This window comes from Mesobacillus sp. QJM3NY_10, from assembly GCF_056173465.1.
In genome coordinates this window covers 1,664,895-1,686,486 of the sequence record NZ_CM149675.1, presented here as the reverse complement: position 1 = coordinate 1,686,486, position 21,592 = coordinate 1,664,895, and the positions used below count along the sequence as shown (strand labels likewise).

Annotated in this window: 19 protein-coding genes; 2 read left to right on the top strand and 17 right to left on the bottom strand. The window is 43.2% G+C overall.

The genetic code is table 11. The features are described 5' to 3' along the window. Nucleotides 1-3: 3 nt before the first annotated feature. From AC0VX7_RS08365 to AC0VX7_RS08315, 11 genes are all read right to left on the bottom strand, one after another. Entirely contained in the window at nucleotides 4-1,917 is a 1,914-nt protein-coding gene (locus AC0VX7_RS08365; protein WP_475427449.1) for a stage V sporulation protein D, read from the bottom strand. A 1,209-nt stretch (nucleotides 1,918-3,126) separates the two neighbouring features. Continuing rightward, the gene (locus AC0VX7_RS08360; RefSeq protein WP_475427448.1) at nucleotides 3,127-5,337 is read right to left on the bottom strand and encodes a penicillin-binding protein; all 2,211 of its coding nucleotides are present in this window, start codon (nucleotides 5,335-5,337) and stop codon (nucleotides 3,127-3,129) included. Beyond that, nucleotides 5,337-5,696, bottom strand: coding sequence for a cell division protein FtsL (gene ftsL / locus AC0VX7_RS08355; RefSeq protein WP_475427447.1), 360 nt, complete (start codon nucleotides 5,694-5,696; stop codon nucleotides 5,337-5,339). The genes AC0VX7_RS08360 and ftsL overlap by 1 nt, the downstream gene beginning before the upstream one ends. Nucleotides 5,697-5,725: 29 nt before the next feature. Then, nucleotides 5,726-6,664: a 16S rRNA (cytosine(1402)-N(4))-methyltransferase RsmH gene (gene rsmH, locus AC0VX7_RS08350; protein WP_475427446.1), complete on the bottom strand. Its 939-nt coding sequence runs from the start codon at nucleotides 6,662-6,664 to the stop codon at nucleotides 5,726-5,728. Between the two features lie 57 nt (nucleotides 6,665-6,721). Further along, nucleotides 6,722-7,153: a division/cell wall cluster transcriptional repressor MraZ gene (gene mraZ / locus AC0VX7_RS08345; RefSeq protein WP_102262102.1), complete on the bottom strand. Its 432-nt coding sequence runs from the start codon at nucleotides 7,151-7,153 to the stop codon at nucleotides 6,722-6,724. 343 nt (nucleotides 7,154-7,496) lie between these two features. Then, nucleotides 7,497-9,131 carry a bacillithiol biosynthesis cysteine-adding enzyme BshC gene (gene bshC / locus AC0VX7_RS08340; RefSeq protein ID WP_475427445.1) on the bottom strand — a complete coding sequence of 545 codons (1,635 nt, stop codon included), beginning with the start codon at nucleotides 9,129-9,131 and terminating at the stop codon, nucleotides 7,497-7,499. 755 nt (nucleotides 9,132-9,886) lie between these two features. After that, nucleotides 9,887-10,279, bottom strand: coding sequence for a DUF3397 domain-containing protein (locus tag AC0VX7_RS08335; RefSeq protein WP_475427444.1), 393 nt, complete (start codon nucleotides 10,277-10,279; stop codon nucleotides 9,887-9,889). Next, nucleotides 10,276-11,172: a 2-dehydropantoate 2-reductase gene (locus AC0VX7_RS08330; RefSeq protein ID WP_475427443.1), complete on the bottom strand. Its 897-nt coding sequence runs from the start codon at nucleotides 11,170-11,172 to the stop codon at nucleotides 10,276-10,278. Before AC0VX7_RS08330 ends, AC0VX7_RS08335 begins: the two co-directional genes overlap by 4 nt. A gap of 395 nt (nucleotides 11,173-11,567) precedes the next feature. Next, complete coding sequence (locus AC0VX7_RS08325; RefSeq protein WP_475427442.1) at nucleotides 11,568-13,109, bottom strand: acyl-CoA carboxylase subunit beta; 1,542 nt, start codon at nucleotides 13,107-13,109, stop codon at nucleotides 11,568-11,570. A 21-nt stretch (nucleotides 13,110-13,130) separates the two neighbouring features. Then, nucleotides 13,131-13,343, bottom strand: coding sequence for an acetyl-CoA carboxylase biotin carboxyl carrier protein subunit (locus AC0VX7_RS08320; protein WP_041965515.1), 213 nt, complete (start codon nucleotides 13,341-13,343; stop codon nucleotides 13,131-13,133). Between the two features lie 14 nt (nucleotides 13,344-13,357). Continuing rightward, nucleotides 13,358-14,701 carry an acetyl-CoA carboxylase biotin carboxylase subunit gene (locus AC0VX7_RS08315; RefSeq protein WP_475427441.1) on the bottom strand — a complete coding sequence of 448 codons (1,344 nt, stop codon included), beginning with the start codon at nucleotides 14,699-14,701 and terminating at the stop codon, nucleotides 13,358-13,360. 236 nt (nucleotides 14,702-14,937) lie between these two features. Here AC0VX7_RS08315 and AC0VX7_RS08310 point away from each other — a divergent pair, with 236 nt between their 5' ends. Further along, entirely contained in the window at nucleotides 14,938-15,411 is a 474-nt protein-coding gene (locus tag AC0VX7_RS08310; RefSeq protein WP_475427440.1) for an N-acetyltransferase, read from the top strand. Nucleotides 15,412-15,606: 195 nt separating this feature from the next. On the opposite strand, the gene AC0VX7_RS08305 is transcribed toward AC0VX7_RS08310, so the two are convergent. The 4 genes from AC0VX7_RS08305 to AC0VX7_RS08290 form a co-directional block, all read right to left on the bottom strand. Further along, nucleotides 15,607-16,227, bottom strand: coding sequence for an RsfA family transcriptional regulator (locus tag AC0VX7_RS08305; RefSeq protein ID WP_475427439.1), 621 nt, complete (start codon nucleotides 16,225-16,227; stop codon nucleotides 15,607-15,609). A gap of 89 nt (nucleotides 16,228-16,316) precedes the next feature. Then, nucleotides 16,317-17,078, bottom strand: coding sequence for an enoyl-CoA hydratase/isomerase family protein (locus AC0VX7_RS08300; protein ID WP_475427438.1), 762 nt, complete (start codon nucleotides 17,076-17,078; stop codon nucleotides 16,317-16,319). A gap of 183 nt (nucleotides 17,079-17,261) precedes the next feature. Beyond that, nucleotides 17,262-17,435, bottom strand: coding sequence for a 50S ribosomal protein L32 (gene rpmF, locus AC0VX7_RS08295; protein WP_041965520.1), 174 nt, complete (start codon nucleotides 17,433-17,435; stop codon nucleotides 17,262-17,264). Nucleotides 17,436-17,515: 80 nt separating this feature from the next. Then, complete coding sequence (locus AC0VX7_RS08290) at nucleotides 17,516-18,040, bottom strand: YceD family protein (RefSeq protein ID WP_215031939.1); 525 nt, start codon at nucleotides 18,038-18,040, stop codon at nucleotides 17,516-17,518. A 146-nt stretch (nucleotides 18,041-18,186) separates the two neighbouring features. Here AC0VX7_RS08290 and AC0VX7_RS08285 point away from each other — a divergent pair, with 146 nt between their 5' ends. Further along, the gene (locus tag AC0VX7_RS08285) at nucleotides 18,187-19,404 is read left to right on the top strand and encodes a nucleotidyltransferase (protein ID WP_475427437.1); all 1,218 of its coding nucleotides are present in this window, start codon (nucleotides 18,187-18,189) and stop codon (nucleotides 19,402-19,404) included. A gap of 63 nt (nucleotides 19,405-19,467) precedes the next feature. Here the strand turns inward: AC0VX7_RS08285 and AC0VX7_RS08280 are convergent, their stop codons facing one another. Together AC0VX7_RS08280 and AC0VX7_RS08275 are read right to left on the bottom strand one after the other, a co-directional pair. After that, nucleotides 19,468-20,493, bottom strand: a complete 1,026-nt coding sequence (locus AC0VX7_RS08280) for a SepM family pheromone-processing serine protease (RefSeq protein WP_475427436.1) — start codon at nucleotides 20,491-20,493, stop codon at nucleotides 19,468-19,470. Beyond that, the gene (locus AC0VX7_RS08275) at nucleotides 20,490-21,305 is read right to left on the bottom strand and encodes a patatin-like phospholipase family protein (RefSeq protein ID WP_215031948.1); all 816 of its coding nucleotides are present in this window, start codon (nucleotides 21,303-21,305) and stop codon (nucleotides 20,490-20,492) included. Before AC0VX7_RS08275 ends, AC0VX7_RS08280 begins: the two co-directional genes overlap by 4 nt. Nucleotides 21,306-21,592: the final 287 nt, after the last annotated feature.

The window sequence follows — 21,592 nt, the reverse complement described above, 5'->3', positions numbered from 1 at the left end:
TAGTTAATCATTCATATAAACCCTAATGGTTGATCCTTCCTTAATTTTCACCCCTGGTGAAGGAAGCTGTTTCACAACTTTCTCCCCATCTCCTGCAATATCAAGCTTGAAATTGATAAGTTGTTGCCTGAGCTCCAGCTTGGATAAACCGATCAGGTCAGGCACCTCCACCATAGGCGTGTCCATCCATGTCAATTCTTTTTCAATCTGGTCTTTCCGTGGAGGAACCTCCATAGCGCGAAGGCTGTCTTCCATAATATCGCCAACGATAGGTGCTGCTACAACCCCACCAAACTGTACTGTACCTTTAGGGTTATCAACTGCGACATAGATTACAATTTGCGGATCATCCGCTGGAGCAAAACCTATAAAGGAAACAATATGGTTATTCTCGAGGTAGCGGCCATCCTTTGCCTTCTGGGCAGTACCCGTTTTGCCGCCAACCCTGTAAGAGTCTACATAAGCATTTTTACCTGAACCCTTCGCTACGACACTTTCAAGCGCATGCCTGATCTCTTTTGAAGTCTCTTCAGAGATTACTCTTCTTTTGGCCTGTGGGGATTTCTTCATGACAACCTCCCCTGTAACAGGGTCAATCAACTCTTTAGCAATATAAGGTGTATAAAGTATTCCACCATTTACTGCTGCTGAAACCGCAGCGACCTGCTGGATCGGTGTGACGGAAACACCCTGCCCAAAAGCTGTTGTTGCCTGTTCGATCGGACCGACTCTGTCCAGGTTGAACAAAATTCCTTTGCCTTCCCCTTGAAGGTCAATGCCAGTTTTCTCGCCAAACCCAAAATCCTTCACATATTTAAACAGTTTTTCTTTCCCTAACCTATCCCCAAGCTCAACGAATCCAGGGTTGCAGGAATTCTCGACAACCTCTAGGAACGTCTGACTACCATGGCCGCCTTTTTTCCAGCAGCGTATTCTCGCTCCAGCCACTTCTACTGAACCTGAGTCATGGAAGTGATCTTTTTCAAGGTCGACCTTTCCTTCCTGAAGGGCTGCCGCCAGAGTCAAGATTTTAAAAGTGGATCCTGGCTCATATGTGCTCCATATCGGCAAGTTACGATTATAGACTTCCGGTGCTACATTGCGGAAGTTAGCCGGATCAAAGTCTGGCCTGCTTGACATTGCGAGGATTTCCCCATTATTCGGGTTCATGGCAATCGCAATGATGCCATCCGGATTGTATTTTGCCTGGGCTATATCCAACTCCCGCTCAACGATCGTCTGTACTCTGCTGTCGATCGTCAGCTTCAGGTCGAGCCCATCCACCGGCGGCTCATAGTCATCAGCCATATTGTTCATTCGCTGTTGTTTAGCATCCGCATAAAATTGGACCGAGCCTTTTTGGCCTTTTAATTCCTTATCATAGTAGAGTTCCAATCCCATCAATCCCTGGTTATCGATTCCCGCAAAACCCAGGACATGGGATAGGTAGCTGCCGTATGGATAATGGCGCTTTGAATCTTCGCCGATGTATATACCTTTGATATCAAGCGCCCTGATTTCCTTCGCTTTCTCGTGAGAAATCTTTCTGCCCTCTGGAATTCTCTCAATCATCGCTTTTTTAGTAATATGTTGATAGGCCTTCTCTTTAGACATATTTAAAGCCTTCGCCAATATTTCCGCCGCAGCTTCGGGATCCTCCACCTGGCGAGGCACCACGTAAACAGTAGGTGCACTAATATTCGTTGCGAGCGCCACTCCATTCCTATCCGTTATTTCCCCGCGCTGAGGTTCAAATGGGACGTTCCTGCTCCACGAATCCTTAGCCTTCCCTGTCAAAAAATCTCCCAGCATAAATTGCACATAGCCAAGCCGGACATCTATGATGAAAAACACTAAAATTCCAACCACCAGAACGAGAGCCAGCCTCTTTCTGACCGTCACATTTGATACACGCATATATTGAACGAACCTCCCTCTATAGTTGTTCCAATAGTAAACTAAGATACTCTCAGACACTCGTTCAAATATATGCTTGTACGAATTCGAATATAACAAGAAGAAGAGACAAGCTGAGGTTTGTTTAGAACCTGAGCCTAGAATGCTTAGGACAACTTCTGAGGGATACTAGTGGATATTGTCTGAACCTGAGGCTACTTCAGACAAACTTAGAAGCCCCAGCTGTGGTTTTGACCGAACCTGGTGGGACTTGGGACAAATTAGGGAATTCCTACTCTGGTTTTGTCCGCACCTGGTGAGACTTCGGACAAATTGGGGAGCGCCTTCTCTCGTTTTGTCCGAACCTGGGGCTACTTCGGACAAAAGGAAGAGCTCCGACTCTGGTTTTGTCCGAACCTGGTGCTACTTCAGACAAAAGGAAGAGTTCCGACTCTGGTTTTGTCCGAACCTAGGGCTACTTCAGACAAAACGGGGAGCTCCGGCTCTGGTTTTGTCCGAACCTAGGGCTACTTCAGACAAAAGGAAGAGCTCCGACTCTGGTTTTGTCCGAACCTAGGGCTACTTCGGACAAATTAGGGAGCTCCGGCTCTGGTTTTGTCCGAACCTGATGCGACTTCGGACAAATTGGGGAGCTCCTTCTCTCGTTTTGTCCGAACCTGGGGCTACTTCGGACAAAAGGAAGAGCTCCGACTCTGGTTTTGTCCGAACCTAGGGCTACTTCAGACAAAACGGGGAGCTCCGGCTCTGGTTTTGTCCGAACCTGGGGCTACTTCGGACAAATTGGGGAGCTCCTTCTCTCGTTTTGTCCAAACCTAGGGCTACTTCGGACAAATTAAGGAATTCCGATTCTGGTTTTGTCTGAACCTGGTGCGACTTCGGACAAATTGGGGAGCTCCTTCTCTCGTTTTGTCCGAACCTAGGGCTACTTCAGACTAAACAGGGAGCTCCGACTCTGGTTTTATCCGAACCTAGGGCTACTTCAGACAAAAGGAAGAGCTTTGACTCTGGTTTTGTCCGAACCTAGGGCTACTTCAGACAAAACGGGGAGCTCCGGCTCTGGTTTTGTCCGAACCTGGTGGGACTTCGGACAAAAACAGAAGCTCCGGCAGGATTTTTATCCGAACCTGAGACAACTTATAGGCATAGACTTGTCAGTATCCAAGGTTTTTACAAAAGAGTCTTCTTAAACAAAAAAAACAGAGGAAGGGCTCATCCGCCCACTTCCTCTGTTTCTTCATTTTCTTCTTCAGTTTTCAATGATTTCTCAAATTGCTGCAGCGGGGTTTCCAGCTCGACAATCAAATTTTCGCCTTCATTGATTGGCAACCCTGGCTTAAGGCTTTGTTTTGTGACATAACCGCTGCCGGCTTTGTTTAGCTTAACCCCTGTAATTTGCGCTAGCTTCATGACGTCCCTGAGTGACCAGTCTGTCATGTTTGGGTATGTCATGACTCCCGAAGCCTTGATAAAGACTTTTTCTCCCTCGAGAGCCATTATCTCTGCCTCTGGCAACTGCTCCTCAACCTGGTTTCCGTCTCCTATAATCACTGTTTCAAACCCTTTGGATTCAAGCAACTTCTTTGCTTCTGCTGAATTCATACCGGTTACCTCGGGAACCGGTATGGAATCCGCTTTCTCCATTGAAGCAGGTTTGATATTCAAATACTGTAGACTGCTTTTCATCACAGATTTGAAGATCATCGACGTTGGAATAGAACCTTTAAAATAATGGTCGATTTCCGGCTGTTGAACGGCGACATAAACGATTAGTTTAGGATCATCTTTTGGAGCCATCCCAAGGAATGAAAACAGATAATCGCTCGCTCCATCTAAATAACTGCCGTTGGCCGTTAAGTTCGCAGTACCTGTTTTACCAGCTACCTCGTACCCCTCGATTGCGTATGATTTCCCTGTACCATGCTCACCAGTTACAACTGTCCCTAAAACATCTCGTACCTGCTTTGCTGTTTCAGCTGATATAGGCTGACCAACGGACTTCGGATCTTCCTGTGTGATCACTTCACCAGTGTTCGGATTGACTATCTTATCAATCACTCGCGGTTTCATCATCTTCCCATCATTTGCTACTGCTGTTGCTGCCTGGATCATCTGGATTGGTGTCACAGTTGTTCCCTGGCCGTATGATGTCGTAATTTTCTCAATCGGCCATCTATAGACAATCGTTCCAGCTGCTTCGTTTGGAAGGTCAATGCCTGTAGGCTGGTCAAAGCCAAAATCAGTTAAGTACTCTCTGAATTTTTCCGTACCGATTTTTTCATTTACCAGCTTTGCCACTGCAACGTTAGAGGAGCGCTGGATTCCTTCAAGATAGGTAATTGAGCCCCAGCCGCTGCCGTTATGATCGCGAATCGGCTTGGAGTTTTCGGTAACTTTATAGGAACCAGATTTATACCACTCATTCGGATTCCATTTGTTCTCTTCAATTGCCGCGGCAAGCGTGAAAATTTTCATCGTCGAACCTGGCTCGATCGGTGTTTCCACCACCTCGTTATGCCAGCTATTATCCAGCCCGTCTCTTGTCGTCGGGTGGAAGCTCGGACGCTGTGCCATCGCAAGGATATCCCCTGTCTTCGGATCAGCGACGACTGCAATGATTTTCTTTGGCTTGTATTCTTTGTCTACACGATCGACCGCATCCTCCACGAACGTTTGGATTTTTTTATCAATCGTTAAAAACACATTGCTGCCATCTTGTGCAGGAGTGACTTTTCTCTCCCCGTCAGGTAAAAGGAAGCCCCATAAATCACTTTCGAATGAAAGAGAGCCATTTTTACCAGTCAATTCATTATTAAGTGTTTTTTCTATCCCCAGCTGTCCAGAAGTAACAGTTTTATTGTCCTCCGTTTCTTCCTTTTCCACAAAACCGACTAAGTGGGATGAAAATACACCATTCGGATAGAACCTCTTTGAATCTCGTAAAAAAGTAATCCCAGGCAGCTTCTGCTCTTCAATTTCACGTTTGGCCTGATGGGAAATGTCGCGGCCGGCTTTTCCGAATTCAACCTGCCAAGGGCCTTTTTTCGTCAGTCTTTTATAGATATCCGACTCACTCATATCGATATACTTCGCAAGGACTGCTGCTGTTTTCGCAGGATCGTTCACATGCTTTGGTTTCTTTTTATTCGTTGTCACCGATTCATTAAGGATAGCGACAAGCGTGTAGGCAGTTGTATCCTCAGCAACAACTTCGCCTTTTCGGTCAAAAATCGTTCCTCTTGTCGCCTCGATTACTTTTTCATTCGAGTACTTTTGCTGCGCCCTTGCAGCCAGGGCTTGTCCATGCACTTCCCCGGTGACCTGGATTGTAATGAACCTGAAAATCAAGATAAAAAAGAGCAGGCTGAATATTACGAATAATACCGCTGCTCCTGCATTCATATTTGGCTGTTTCTTGATCATCAGTTTTCCACACCTTTAACATTGTCTTCATTCAATGTTAAACCGAGCTTTTCTGTTACCTTCTTGATTCTTTCATAGGTACTTAATTCGCTAATCTGGATTTCAAGGTCACTGTTAACCTTTTGCTGCTCCTGAATGCTGCCTTCAATGATTTGTATTTCTTTGTTGACTTCGTAAATGGCTGCCTGTTTTGAAACCATGAATGTTGCGCCGAAGCAAACAATTGCCCCGAAAACAAACATCAGGATTTTTTCGCCGGGCGTCAGTATCGAATTGCGTTTTGCCGGCGCTTTTGCCGGCGCCTGAACAGTGCGCTGCTGTTGTTCTTGCTGCAATTTTCTAGCCAGATTGCTCATCATTTTCCCTCCTGAAATTATATTTTATATTTTTATTTTTTAACTTTTTCAGCGATACGCAGTTTTGCAGATCTTGCCCTGTTATTGAACTCAAGCTCTTCCTCTGAAGGGAGAATTGGCTTTCGTGTGACCAGCTTCAACTTCGGCTGGTATTCTTCCGGAATGATTGGCAACCCTGGCGGCAGCGGGGGTGTTTCGCTCGCTTTTTTCAAGGTAACCTTACAAATCCTGTCCTCAAGTGAGTGGAAGGTGATGACACTGATTCTTCCGCCTACAGCAAGCAAGTCAATAGCCTGCTCAAGTGATTTTTCAAATACACCGAGTTCATCATTAACAGCAATTCTCACTGCCTGGAACACCCTCTTTGCAGGATGACCGCCTTTTCTCCTTGCAGGTGCAGGAATTGCATCCTTGATCAACTCGACAAGTTCACCTGTGGTTTCAATCGGTTTACTTTCCCTTGCCGCCTCGATCTTTCTGGCAATCTGCTTTGAAAATTTCTCTTCCCCATACCGGAAAAAGATTTTGACCAATTTCTCATATGGCCATTCATTAATTACATCGTAAGCGGACAATGGTGCGTCCTGGTCCATCCGCATATCAAGCGGAGCATCATGATGGTAGCTGAAGCCTCGTTCAGGCGTGTCCAGCTGTGGAGATGAAACTCCAAGGTCATATAGCACACCGTCAACCTCAGTTACACCATGTTTTTCAAGCTCTTCCTTCAGATGAAGAAAGTTGCTTCTAATGATTGTCAGCCTGTCGCCATAAGCAGCAAGCTTCTCTTTTGCATTCGCAATTGCGATATCGTCCTGGTCAAACGCGTATAGCTTTCCTTCTTCTGAAAGCTTGGACAAAATCAATTCACTGTGGCCTGCGCCACCGAGAGTGCAATCCACATATGTACCGTCAGGCTTGATATCGAGCCCGTCTACTGTTTCTTCCAGTAAAACTGTTGTATGTTTAAACATTATGATCCACCTTTCCAATCGAGGAGCAGGTAATATTATATCAGAATAATGTTACCCTTAAATATCAAATCCAATCATATTTTCCGCAATTTCAGCAAAAGATTCCTCAGATTCTGCGAAATATTCTTCCCAGATGGCTTTGCTCCAAATTTCAATTCGATTGGAAACACCTAAAATCACACATTCTTTCTCAAGCTTGGCGTATTGCATCAGCGGGGAAGGAATATTGACTCTCCCCTGTTTGTCAATTTCACTCTCGGTAGCACCCGAAAAGAAAAAACGGGTAAATGCTCGTGCATCTTTTTTAGTCAGCGGAAGTCCTTTTAGCTTTTCTTCGATCACTGACCATTCAGAAACGGGATAGCCAAATAAACACTGGTCAAGTCCACGGGTAAGAATGAACATTTCTCCCAGGTTTTCACGGACCTTGGCAGGGATGATCAATCGGCCTTTGCTATCAACATTATGATGGTATTCACCCATGAACATGCCACTACCCCCACTTTCTAAATACAATGTACCACATTCCCCCACTTTTCACCACCTTATTTTAAATATTCTCCCCCCGCCTATGAAATCCTCCCGGAAATAATCATTTCCATCAATTTCTTTCATTTCAAAAAGGTGCATTCACCTTAATTCGTCTTTTCTCTTCCTTTCATGCAATGCAGAAGTGCCGCTTTTACGATAATTTATCTTTTCCCTTCTTTTCGGGTAATGCAGAGCAGTTGCTTTTACCGTAAATCATCTTCCCCCTTCTTTTCGGGCAGTGCAGAGGTCGTCAATTTTTTCAAAAGAAAAAAGCTCCATCCTCGTAGGATGAAGCTTGAAGTTACAATTTAATAATTTTGTGGGTACCATCGAATTCATAATGTAGCTTTAGTAATTCTGGTATTAAATCTAATCCGTACTTATTCAAATAGTAAAATGGGTTCCAGACTCTTTCCTGCGGTGATCCGCCTGGTTTTAACGCATTTTCTACTCTTGTAAATTTTCTCAGGATATGGTCATGCTTACGGCAGATTGCCTCTACGATTTTATCTTCCATAAAACCAACCTGCTTTATCAGAATGGATTCGTTCTTCTGCAGCATGGGCATCAGTACCGGGTCAATTCCGTTAGATTTTTCTCGGATGACTTTATATTGATCTACCAGCATTGTTTTTACATTCTCGAAAAGTTCTTCCACTTCACGATCCTTTAATGAGTCGATAAATTTGAGTTCATGCCCGCTAGTGCCTGAGATTAATACCTCTTTCAAATCGAGGTTCAGTTCATTTAGGTCAGACTCAATCGATCTTTCAAGCAGTGTGATGTTAAGTCTCGGAACGAGTGGAGGCATTTTGAGACTGAAATGTTCAAAAACGAGTTTCAGCTCGGCCCAATAAGCAATTTCACCCGGACCTCCAATGAAGGCAAGCGTTGGGAACAGCCACTCCTGCATTAACGGACGTGTGATGACATTATTGCTAAGCTTCTCGGGATATTCGTTCGCAATCTCCATCAACTCATCATATGTGAAGCTGACTTCTCCATTCTTACCTGAAAATCCGCCACTTTCTGGGTCAAATTGAAGCAAAATCCGCTCATTTACTTTTTCATCGTAAAAGAAAAGGTTCGCAGCATTCTCGTTAATATCAATCATATTCGCAAAGCCAGCCGAGATTGTCTGTTCTTGTTGGCCAAGAACAGCAGTTGTAACTTCACGGTGGTTTTTAATTTGATTGATGAAATATTCTTTTTCCAGTCTGCGCAGTTCTTTATTTCCGGAATCCACAATCAGCAAGCCTGAGTCCTTGAAAAGCTCCATGATAATCATCGCAAAAAAATCAACGAAGGATTCCGCTTTCTCCAAAGATTCTAAAGCAAATGCCAATACTTCTTTCGTGTGCTTTGTTTCTCCGTAGGTTTCCATGATTTCTTCAACCCAGGAATAGCATAATTCCCTGTTGATACACACTTCTGAAATCATTTTTTTCTCTAGATTCCTTTCAGGATAAACCCACTTTTCCTGTTTATTGTCCTTCATGACGTACACATGGTTAACTTCCTGGTAATCATGGTCTTCTCCGGCAATCCAAAATACGGGTACGACTGGGACGCCCAGCTCCGCCTCTTTTTGTTCAGCAAGCTTGATAATCGAAATAACTTTATGAATGGTATATAGCGGTCCAGTCAGAATCCCTGCCTGCTGTCCTCCGATGACTGCAACGCTATTTTCTTTTCTGAGCTTATCAATATGATCAGTGATTTTGTCCGACTTGGCATAACGAGACATGAAGAACTGGATATGGTCTGCAAGCTCATTCCTCATAAAGCTTCTATTTTTCAATTCATCAAGGCGATGAATATAAGAATTTTCGTCTGTAAAATTATAATGAAAGAAGCTCTGCAATTCAGGGCTTCCTGCCAGGTAATCTGTCGCAAACCGGTTCGCTGCCGGAAGAGAGAGATTCAACATCTCCATTAACTTGTACTTCCTTTCTCGTAAGCAATTTTCACTGTTATGAGTATAGCATTGTTTGAAATGAAAAGAAAAAAACTTTGCTTTACGAAATTTCTAAAATCAAGATTTTTATAATGAATTTGACCATTTTGTACTTTCGCAAGCAATACCTGTTATAACTACGATGGTTTCTTGAAAGCTATAGCCTCTTTTACCTCTAACCTGTCAAGATTATGATGCTTTCTTGACAGCTATAGTCTCTTCTCCACGAAACCTGTCATGATTATGATGCTTTCTTGACAGCTTTAGCCTCTTTTACCTCTAACCTGTCATGATTATGATGGATTCTTGACAGCTTTAGCCTCTTTACCACGAAACCTGTCATGATTACGATGCTTTCTTGACAGCTTTAGCCTCTTCTCCACGAAACCTGTCATGATTATGATGCTTTCTTGACAGCTTTAGCCTCTTTTACCTTAAACCTGTCATGATTACGCTGCTTTCTTGACAGCTTTAGCCTCTTCTCCACGAAACCTGTCATGATTATGATGCTTTCTTGACAGCTTTTGCCTCTTCTCCACGAAACCTGTCATGATTATGATGCTTTCTTGACAGCTTTTGCCTCTTTTACCTTAAACCTGTCATGATTACGATGGATTCCTGACAGCTTTAGCACTTTCTCCACGAAGGTTTCTTGACAGCTTTTGCCCTCTTCTCTCTCATCCCGACTGACAATAAAAAATGCTGGACCTTCTAAAGAACGGTCCAACACTAGATTAAGCAAACAAAAACGTCAGGCGCTTAACCAAACCATACAACACAAGGACGATGTAGGCAGAAAAGAAAAGCAGGAAATTGAAGCGCCAAAAGCCTCTAAATACTTTCGGCAGTACGATTTCCTCTTTGTACTTCCAATGAATCCAGACAAATATTGCCGCAAGTCCAAATAAAATGATCAAAATCAGCCACAGTAAAGACTTTTCCCAGATGGTGATGATCAAAAAATGGACAGACAGCACCAGCAAAAAGGTGCTGAAATCAATTGCCAGATTGACCGAACGCCGATGATTGCCTGTAATTTGCTTACTGATGATGAACACAGCGAGGTAGCCAATCATTGGAACTGTGATCAATGCGGCAACAAGTGCGGAGAAGAATCCCGGCATCATGCTCCCTCCCTTTCGTGCTCCTTCCCCTTGATGCAATGATAATAATTATGTATTAATGGAGCTTTTATATTTTTGCTTCTAGATAATTCGAGCAAATACCCGAGTATGGCGTCAATTTCAGTTTGTCGGCCATTTTCAATATCTTTATACATGGATGAATGGTTATTTGCCGTTTTTTCGCAAACTGTCATAAGATTTTGGAAGTACTGTTCCCGATTAGGCAAATCAAGTACATGAGCACACTCATCAAACATTTGCTTAAAAATTTCAAAGTAAAATGGATTGTGGATCAGTTCACCGTTTTTAACTTTAAGAATTGCTGTCAATGGATTGATAACCGAATTGACCACCAACTTTTTGATTAGCATCTCCTTGAAATCCGGTTCAAGGATGAACGGAAAACCCGAAGCAGCTATACTAGATAATTCTCTAAGAAGGTCATCTTCTCCTTTATATACCGCTGTTCTTGTTACGCCCAACCCATTATGCTGAACTGTAAAGCCGTTCTTTCTTACAGCTCCGTGTTCAACGGATCCGACATAAACTTCAGCTGTTTCCAATTCGGAAAGCAGTTTGATATGGCCATAGCCATTTTGAAGAAAAAGGATGCTCCCTTTGGCTTTAACTTTTATTTCAGATATTAAACTTTCCAGCTGGTATTGCTTCACCGCAACAACTGTTAAATCATCGTTCCCCTTCCATTCCTGGATTGGGACAGCAGTCACCTTTGCAGGAGTATGCTCTATTCCATGTTTTACAAGATGAAGACCATGTTCGTTAATTGAGTCTGCTTGTTCCCGTGTCCTTGTGTAGATAGAAACATTATTATCCATGCTCAGGTAATAAGAGAATAATAAACCTATTGACCCGCCGCCGATTATTCCTATTTTCATAAAAACCCCACATCCTGCCCTAAAGGGCATTCATGTCTATTGGAAAAAATCTATTATATTTCACACCGGTATTACAATGACTTTAGTCATATTTTAGCAGAAACTATTGCTTATTAGGAAGAAGGGATTATGGTTATTTAAATTAATTTTGATAGAGCGTTATCTTTTCCCACCCGTAAAAGCAAAACGGAGACCCAATAGGATCTCCGTTTTGCTTTTGTTAATGTAATTATAAAATAATTACTATGTGGATAACTATATGGGTTGTCTTAATCCAGCTCCAGCGCCTAGCCCCTCGAGACGCTTCGGTCCTGCCAATGAAGTCAAAGAACGACTTCACTGTCAGGCCCTCCAGCGCTTGTCGGGGCTGAACGAGGCGCTTGCGCTTTTTGTTCTTATACCGGATATACAGGATGTTTCCTTACACTGAATTCCATATCTTTAGTTTCGTATAGCTTGAATCGGTCTATCAGTGCATTCCTCAGGTCGTTTGCTGCAACAATGTCGTCAACGATCAGTTCGGAAGCGAGCTTATAGATGTCGATACTTTCTTTATACTCCTGGTGCTTCTCCTGGACAAAAGCGATTTTCTCTTTAGGGTCTTCAATTTGATTGATTTTGTTGGAGTATACCGCATTGACAGCAGCTTCCGGACCCATTACCGCGATTTGCGCAGTCGGCAGGGCGATGCAGCAATCTGGTTCGAATGCCGGTCCTGCCATTGCGTATAAACCAGCTCCGTATGCCTTACGGACAATTACAGAGATTTTCGGTACGGTAGCTGAGCTCATCGCAGCAATCAGTTTCGCACCATGGCGGATGATACCAGCTCTCTCAACCTTCGTACCTATCATGAATCCCGGCACGTCAGCAAGGAACAACAATGGGATATGGAATGCATCACAGAGCGTGATGAATTTAGCAGCCTTATCGGCAGAGTCTACGAACAATACTCCGCCCTTCACCTTCGGCTGGTTGGCAATGATTCCAACTGCCTTTCCGTCTATACGCGCAAGCCCAGTGATGATCTCTGGAGCGAACAACTTTTTGATTTCAAAGAAACTTCCCTCGTCGATCAATGAATCAATACCTTCATACATATCAAATGGAGCGTTTTGGTTCAATGGAACAATCTCTTCAAGACTTCTTCCATCCTTAGGAGCTACTCCTTCGACCACTTCTGTCTTCGATTGGAAATTTGCAGGGAAATAGCTCAAATAGCGCTTCGCTGATTCAATGGCTTCTTCCTCGCTGTAAACGAGCATGTCGCCTACACCACTGACAGAACAATGCATGCGGGCTCCGCCCATTTCCTCAAGCGTTACTTTCTCGCCAATTACCTTTTCCGCCATCCTTGGTGACCCCAGATACATCGATGCATTCTGGTCAACCATGATGACGATATCGCAGAAAGCAGGGATATATGCTCCTCCAGCTGCAGAAGGCCCGAAAAGAAGGCAGATTTGCGGGATTACTCCAGACAATTTCACTTGATTGTAAAAGATCTTGCCTGCTCCCCTTCTGTTAGGGAACATATCAAGCTGGTCTGTAATCCTGGCTCCAGCAGAATCCACGAGGTACAATAATGGCACTTTCAGCTTTTCGGCTGTTTCCTGGATTCTGATGATTTTCTCAACCGTCCTGGCTCCCCAGGAACCCGCTTTTACTGTTGAATCATTCGCCATGACACATACTGTCTGGCCGCCGATTTTGCCAATCGCTGTTACGACACCATCTGCCGGAAGGTCGCCAGCCTGGAAGTTGGCAAATTTGCCATCTTCCTCATAGACTCCTTCGTCAAATAATAGATTTAAGCGCTCACGTACAAACAATTTATTTTGTTCAGCTAGCTTGTCATGATATTTCTGTTGTCCGCCAGCTTCGATTTGTTGAACTTTTTCCTGTAATGTATCAGTTAAAGTCTTTGCGGTAGTCATTCTACTCCTCCTAAAAATCTATTATTCTAAAACAAGCAGGACATCGCCTTCGTTTACAAAGTCTCCGATATTAACCTTCACTTCAGCAACGTTTCCAGCACCCTGGCTTTCAACTGGGATTTCCATCTTCATTGATTCAAGCATTAGGACTTCCTGCCCCTCTGATACCGTGTCTCCCGCTGCTACCATCACATTAAGTACTGTACCTGCCATATTTGCTGTAATTTCTTTCATGTTCTCTTCCTCCTCTATTTAGATGCCATTTTTCTTTCTGTTAAATAGGCTGTCGTGTAGCTGCCCGATTTGAAGCCCTCTTCACTTAAAATTTCCGCAAACAACGGGGCATTGGATTTAATGCCTTCGACTTTCAGGTTCTCGAAAAATTCCTGCGCTAGCAGAATTGCTTCTTCCCGAGTATTGCCCCCTACAATGCATTTGGCCACCATAGGGTCATAAAATGGGGTTACAGTCGAACCGGATTCATAACCAGAATCAACCCGAACACCTTTTGCATCTACCCATGAAAACTCATTGATCTTACCAGGTGAAGGCAGGAACCTTACTGGGTCTTCCGCATACAAACGGAATTCTATGGCCCAACCCTTCTTTTCAATTTCATCCTGGAGCAACGGCAGTTTTTCCCCACGGGCGACGAGAATCTGCCACTTTACAAGATCAAGGCCTGTAATGGTTTCTGTGACTGGATGTTCAACCTGCAGTCTTGTGTTCATTTCAAGGAAGTAGAAGTTTTCGTTCTCATCAACAATGAATTCCACAGTTCCTGCGTTCACATAGTCCACTGCTTTAGCGGCTTTTACAGCTGTATCATACATATTCTGCCGTGCTTCTTCCTTCAGGAATGGCGAAGGTGCCTCTTCAATCACTTTTTGATGGCGACGCTGGATCGAGCAATCACGTTCGAACATATGTACATGGTTGCCATGGGTATCGCCAAAAATCTGTACCTCGACATGCCGAGCATTTTTGATGTATTTTTCAATGAATACTTCATCAGAACCAAAGTAAGCCTTTGCCCTGCCCTTCGTAGAATCAAAATTCTTAGCGAGCGCTTGCTCATTTTCACAAAGCACCATGCCAATGCCTCCGCCGCCCCCGCTCGCCTTTAGCATGACAGGATAGCCTATTTCATCTGCAAGCTTGACAGCATCCTCCAGCGTCTTTAATCCCTCGTCACTGCCCGGAACGACAGGTACACCTGCTTCTTCCATCGTTGTTCTTGCGACGATTTTATCACCCATTTTTTCAATCGTATCCGGAGCAGGACCAATGAAAGTCAAACCTGCTTCCTTCACTTTACGGGCAAACTCTGCGTTTTCTGATAAAAAGCCATAACCAGGATGGATGCCATCCACCTTTTCTTCCTTTGCAATTCTTAAAATTTCATCTGCATTAAGATATGATTTTTGAACAGGTGGCTCGCCAATCCGGTAAGCGCTGTCAGCTTCTTTTGCAAAAGGCAGCTCTTTATCCGCATCAGAATAGACAGCTACTGTTTTAACCCCAAGTTCGCGGCAAGTTCGGATAATACGAAGCGCAATTTCTCCTCTGTTCGCAATTAATATTTTTTGCACGCTATTTCCCCTTTCCCGTAAAAAAATACGCTCACTATATAAAATTCTACAATATTCTGTATCTTTCCTGCAAAAATTGGAACCGCTTTCTAAAATTCAAATGCAGAATTTTTCATGTTTTTATAATATAATAAAAATAGGCTATAAAAAACAAATATATTCAGCTGCCTTTAAATATTCCATATTTCGGGTAAATGTACAATGAATTATTGGCGGCTTGATCGGGGGATTGTTTTATGGTGAATAAAGTGGAGAAACTGAAAATCAATTATAAGACATTAGAAGAATTCAAGAAATTCAAAGAGTATGGCCACCAGGAACTTTCGATGCTTGAGGACTTGGAAGCGAACATTGTTGAAAATGATAGCGATTCACCGTTCTACGGAATCTATTTCGGTGACAAGCTTGTTGCCCGTATGAGCCTTTACCAGGTCAAGAAGCAATTTGACCGCTATTTCGAACCTCCCCAGGATTATCTTGAGCTTTGGAAGTTAGAAGTTCTTCCAAATTACCAGGGCAATGGTTATGGAAAAGCACTTGTTGAATTCGCCAAAAGTTATGGTTTGCCAATCAAAACAAATCCTAGAGTCAAATCCCAGGACTTCTGGGATAAAATGGGCTTCACGCCAGTTCATTATGATGTAGAGAGAGACCGTGGCGAGAATCCGCTTGTCTGGTATCCAGCAGGTGTAACAGAACAGGTTCAATAAGAAAAGCGCAAGCGCCTTGGTCAGCCCCGACAAGCGTTGGAGGGCCGACCAGTGAAGTCGTTCTTTGACTTCATTGGGCGGACCGAAACGTCTCGAGGGGCTAGGCGCTGGAGCTAGACAATAATCGAACTGAAAATTCACACTTTCCTATCATGCAAAACAATAGCGCCTGCCATGTCCGGCAGGCGCTATTGCCTATTTTTCGACTTTCTCCAGATTTCCTTTTCCTTCAACCTGGAAGTTCATTTTTTGCTGCTGGTCCTCGCCTTTAGGGCCTACTCTTTTTTTCGCGCGATCCATGATGTCAATCAAGGCACGATAATCTTCTTCCATGGAACGCAACTGTGTTTCTAATTTATCATTTTCAGCAGACAAGTAATAGATTTGCTTTTCCAGCCCACGGATTTTTTCTTTTTGCACATCCTGGCTATTTGCTGCTGCAGCTTTTTCATAGAGATCGTCAAGATATTGCTTTACTGCTTCTATGCTAAGGTTTGAATGCTTCTCCTCTTGTTCTGAAGGCTTACTTGGCGCTTCGCTTACTGGTGCCGCAGCCACTTCTTCCTTCTCTTGTGTCTTTGCCTGTTTTTTTGCTTCCTTCCGTTGCTTTTTCGCCAGCTCAATACCAGATTTATATTGTTTTCTTACATAGGAATTCCAGCGAAAACCACAAGCAGCTCCTGTCCTCGAAAGCTGCTTTCCTACTTCTTCAAACGCTTTCAGTTGTGTACCGCCTTCTCTGATATTTCGTAGTACAACTTCAGCAAGCAATAAATCTTCATCCTGTGACCAGGCATCCTGACGGGTTAATGGCATCAATAAATCCCTCCTATTGTTTTTTATTCATTCATATGCATCTAATAGGAAAGATAGACTGATAACACCTAATACCCTGCTAATTATTTTTATTTTTTTTTGTTCATGAATTCGTCCACTTTTTTGTGGTGTGCGTCATCCTCCCAAAGGACAGCACATCTTGCAGCCTCTTCTTCCATCCTTTCTCTCATTGATAATAGCTTCCATTTTTTATTCAACATTGTTTTATATGCTTCTAATACAGTTGCCTCTTTATCCAAGCTCCCACTCATAAATGAGAGACAGGCATCTATCGGATCATCTTTATAAATTTGGTGGATGTACCCAAATTCCTTGAGTTCTTCAGCAGTGTGAATTTTTGCATCAAGGAGCATTTTCATCGCAATATTCTGTGGAAGTTTCTCTAATAGGATCGATCCTCCTCCCCATCCGGTCGTAATGGCGAGGTTCCCCTGGACAAATCCCGCTTTCATTCCTTCTCTTCCGATCCGGAAGTCGCAGGCAGAAGCGATTTCACAACCTCCGCCTACAGCAGAACCATTCAGAATGGCAATCGTCGGCTTCGGCAGGACTAGAAGCTTATATAAAATACCCGCCATCCTTGAGAGCATCCCATACGCCTGTGTCTCTGTTTTTAAACTGTGGAAGGCGGACAAATCCCCACCAGAACAAAATGCCTGGTCACCTGCCCCTGTAATAGCAAAGACTTTAACATCATTTCCTGCAGCCATATCGATTGCTTTTTCAAGTCCGGACATTACTTCATAGTTTATGGCATTTCTTCTATCGGGCCTGTTGATCGTAAAAAGCAGCACTCCATTTTTTTCTTTTAAAATTATGTATGGATCCATTGTTTGCCTCCTATAATTCTCGTCCACTAAATTTTATCAATCTTCTGTACATTTAAAAAGTGCTGAAGCTTCTGGAGTGACTAAAATTAGCGTGTAAAAGAGTTTGCAGGAAAAACATGAATTTCACGCAAAAGAAAAAAAGCACAGGGATGCGGATGCATCCTGTGCTTTTTTCGAGAAAAATTAGTTGTTTACAACTTCTTTTCCTTTGTATGTTCCGCAAGCTTTGCACACACGGTGAGCAAGTTTCATTTCACCGCAGTTAGGGCATGCTACCATACCCGGAACTTGTAATTTAAAATGAGTACGGCGTTTTCTTTTCGCAGTTTTAGACGTTCTTCTAAATGGTACAGCCATTCTTCCCACCTCCTTAAAAGGAATAAGAAAGTTTATGAAGGCCAGTCCTTTTCTGGACCTCCACGCTCTTTTTTAATCAATTAGTCAGAGGAATCCTTAGAGTCCTCAAAGAATTTTGCAAGTCCGGCAAGCCGGGGATCGAGTTTTTCGGATTTCTCCTGTTCCTCGATTACTTCCCAATCCTTACCTGACTGGGGTGCGCCTTCTTGACCAGCGCTATCATCACAGAATACTTGCATTGGAATTTCCACTAGCAAGATCTCCCTAATGATTGGTTCAAGGTCAATGACATCGCCTGTTACTTGATGAACTTCCTCAACAGCCTCATAATCGTGGCTGTTTAACATGAAAGTTTCAGTAGTTTCCACATCAATTGGATATTTTACATCAACCAGTGTCCGTGAACAAGGAAGGACTAGATGTCCATCAACCCGGAAATGGAATGTCACTCTCGTGGCACTGATGTCTGCCCTTCCAGTAAGATGGATGGGAGATACCTCGCGGATTGTCGGATCTATTTCCTTAATCGAGTCCATTCGGACAAACTCGTCAATCAGAAAGTCCTTGTTTCGATGTTTTTGTATCTGACTTATTGTCCATTTCATAGAATCACCCCAAGGCAACAAAGGTAATTATAGACCTTCGCGTAATCATTTGTCAATATTTTTTCTTTACACTATAATTTACATAAATACTTTAAATTAAACTTCAAGACAATGCACTATCCATCTTAACATGAAGGAGTACAAGAATGAAAGCTGTTGGCGTTGTTGTTGAATATAATCCTTTCCATAATGGCCATTTATTCCACCTGCAACAGGCAAAGCAACAATCCGGGGCAGATATCTCTATTGCGGCGATGAGCGGGAACTTCCTGCAGCGCGGGGAGCCTGCACTTGTCTCAAAGTGGGCAAGGACACAGATGGCTCTAGAAGCAGGTGTTGACATCGTGTTCGAGCTTCCTTATCGTTTTGCGACACAGCATGCGGAAACCTTTGCAGAAGGGGCAGTATCGATTCTTTCTGCTGCTGGCTGCGATACTCTTTGTTTTGGCAGTGAATCAGGTGATTTGGCTGCCTTCAATAAGACGATCGCCTTTCTTGAAGAAAACAATGAAAAATTCCAGGAGAGAATAAGATTTTACACTGGAGAAGGATATAGTTACCCTAAATCAATCTCCCTAAGTTTTCAATATCTTGCTCCAGATGAAAGCTACATCGATATTTCAAGGCCGAATAACATCCTCGGTCTTCATTACATACAGGCGATCATCAGGCAAAAAAGCTCAATGAAAGCTGATACGATCACCAGAAAGAACGCCGGTTACCATGATGAGCATTTTGCTTCCGCCACGATTGCCAGCGCTACGAGCATACGCAAAGCCCTATTCGGAGCCGCAGGAGAAATAGAAAATATTAAGCAGTACGTACCAGCAACGACCTACGATCAGCTTATAAACTACAGAGATCAATATGGCGGTTTTCATTCATGGGAAAATTACTGGCCATTATTGAAATATAAATTGCTTCAGAGCAAACCATCAGAATTAAGAGGCTTCTATGAAGTGGAAGAAGGTCTGGAGAACAGATTGCTTGCAGCAGCAGCTTCCTCAGGCTCATTCCAGCAATTCATGGAATCAATCAAAACCAAGCGTTACACTTGGACAAGGCTGCAGAGAGTCTGCCTTCATATTTTAACCAATACAAGCAAAGACACCATGAAAACGAGCCAAAAAACGGTGAATTATTTGAGACTATTAGGCGCAACGGAAAAAGGCCGCTCCTACCTGAACTATATGAAAAAGGATTTCAGCCTGCCACTTGTTTCAAAGCTTTCTGCTTTTTCCGATCCTGATATTGAAATGGATATCAAAGCATCAAGGATATATGCTCTCGGCCAAAAGGGCTATGGACAAGAACAGCTGCTAACAGAAGAATTCGCACGGCCGCCAATCATGTTGAAATTATGAAAAATCTCTGGAGCGTCTTAAAGACGTAACAAATCCGCAAAAAAAAGAAAAATCAAGCTGGTCTCAGCTTGATTTTTCTTTTAAATTCTCCAGATAGGATACAGCTTCCTCAAAAGTATCTACAGGGACTATTTTCATTTTCGTCTCAATATCTTTAGCGGCGATCAGCGCCTCTTCATAGTTCGAGCCCTTGGCACCTTTTTCAAACGGAGCAAGGAAGATTTCTGCACCTGCCTTATCTGCAGCTACTACTTTTTGCTGGATCCCGCCGATCCTTCCCACTGTTCCATCGGAACTCATTGTTCCTGTACCAGCTATTTCATAACCTTTGGTCAAATCTTCCTCGATCAATTGATTGTAGATTTCCAGCGAAAACATTAGGCCAGCAGATGGACCACCGATTTCATCAGATTGTACTGTTACATCTGGCTCAACGTCAATTTCTTTGTCATCCACAAGCTGAATTCCTACTACCGGTCGGTCGCTTCCATCATCAAGTGCCTTTAGAGGTATTTTAACTGAATTTGACTTCCCATTCCGTTTATAGGAAAGCTCGACTGTATCTCCTGGTTTTTTTGAACTGACATATTCAATGAACTCTTCAGATGATTCAAAGTCATTATCATCCACCCGGAAAACTAGATCGCCAGGCATAAGTTTGCCTTCAGCCGGCATCCCTTCCATGATCCTTAACACATATACTCCCTTATAGGTGTAGTTAACTGGTTTACCAGCTTTTTTATAGGCCACCTCTATTGCCGATGTCTTCGAATTATCCATCATGTGCAGCTGGCGGATATTGTATTCTTCATCAGACTCATTATCCGCCCTGATATCTTCTACAGGATAGATTTCCTGATATTTGCTCAGTTTGGCAATGATATAGGCATATATATTCGCTCTGCCCATCCTGACTGTCGTAAGCATGAAGCTTCCTTCCTCATCGTACCCGTCTTCAACTTCGACAATCGGTTCCAGCTCCTTAGCCATTCCCGGTTTGGTAACATAGTAAGGCAAGTAATAAAGAGCGCTGGCCATTAATAATATAGCTGCAAATATAGACAGAGCTATAGACTTTTTTCTGCTCATTCTGATTGAGGCTCCTTCCATTGTTCAATGCACTTTTTTATCTTATCGATGTGCTTTTTTGCTTCTTCTTCGCCAATCGCAATGATCTCTTCTATATTAGTGAATGCTTTGGAATTAAACATTTCGACCGGAGGCCTTAGCATTACATCGGAAGCGACCTCTCGATTTGAGACCAGCTCCATTTGCATGATATCGATACTCTGCATGATCACATCGAAAATCGAGGTAACATCCTCGTTCTTCTTCACGCTGGATACATCAACTGCGATAACGATATCTGCTCCCATCTCCTTAGCAACTGATACAGGAATCCGGTCAACAACTCCGCCATCGACGAACAACCTTCCATCCAGCTTTTCCGGGACAAAAATACCCGGAATCGCGATGCTAGCTCTTACAGCCTCCGCCACAGGTCCTTTTTTAAAGACGACCTTCTCCCCTGACATCAGGTCTGTGGCAACTATGCCAATCGGGATATCCAGTTCCTCGATCATTTTTCCATGGGTAAAAATCCTGATGAGCTCTTTCACCCTTTTCCCGGCGATAAATCCCATCTTTGGTACCGTAAAATCAAGATAATATTTCCGTTTGAACACACGCGATAGTTTATAGAGACGGTCGACGTCAAGTCCCGCACCATAAAATGATGCTACCAGTGCACCCATGCTGCTTCCGGCAATCAAATCGATTGGGATGCCTTCATCTCTTAAAACTTTTATGACACCCAGATGGGCAAATCCCCGTGCTCCACCTGACCCTAGAGCTAAACCTATCTTTGGACTTGCCAAAGCTTTTTCCTCCCTTAAAACCATGATTTTTTCGGGTACAGACTAAACTTGGTCTAATTTGAAGTTCAGCGAGTATATTGATTTATATGAGGACAAGGCTGACAACTAATCATTATTTATGTATTTTTCTAAACCAAATAATCAGTTGAATTAAATTGAAATCATAACAGGCCCTTCCACATATATGACTGTAAGGAAGGTACATAGAATCGGAAGATAAATGGAAAATAACCCCTCTGGTGAGTTTCCTTCTATTTTACCATTGATTTAAAAAAGTTTCACAGCAAGACCGCAGGAAGGAGGATATTTAG